The 368-nt window shown below is 69.3% G+C and carries 1 protein-coding gene; it reads left to right on the top strand.

The window, feature by feature from the left end; all coding sequences use genetic code 11:
• A partial coding sequence (locus WFM69_RS19470; RefSeq protein ID WP_337007472.1) for an AbgT family transporter occupies positions 1 to 368 on the top strand: 368 nt, incomplete at both ends.

Here is a 368-nt window from a genome sequence, read left to right on the forward strand (position 1 = left end):
CTTCTACTTCGGGATCGTCTCGACCTTCCTGCTCACGACGGTCGCGCTGCTCGTGACGATCTTCGTGACCGAGAAGCGCCTCGGCGCCTACGACCGCCGCGAGATGACCATCGCCGACGAGGCCGAGGGCGTCGACCACGCCGCGGAGGCGCGGGGGCTGAAGTTCTCGTTCTGGGCGCTGCTCGGCTTCATCGCGCTGATCCTCGCCCTCACCCTGCCGCCCGGTGCGCCGCTGCGCGATCCGGAGACGGGCGACATCATCGGTACGACGCCGTTCATGGCGAGCCTGGTGTTCATCATCTCGCTGGCGTTCCTGGTGTGCGGCATCGCCTACGGCGCGGGCGCGAAGACCCTCCGCGGCGGCAGCG

Source organism: Microbacterium sp. LB12 (assembly GCF_037150835.1).
GTDB lineage: Bacteria > Actinomycetota > Actinomycetes > Actinomycetales > Microbacteriaceae > Microbacterium.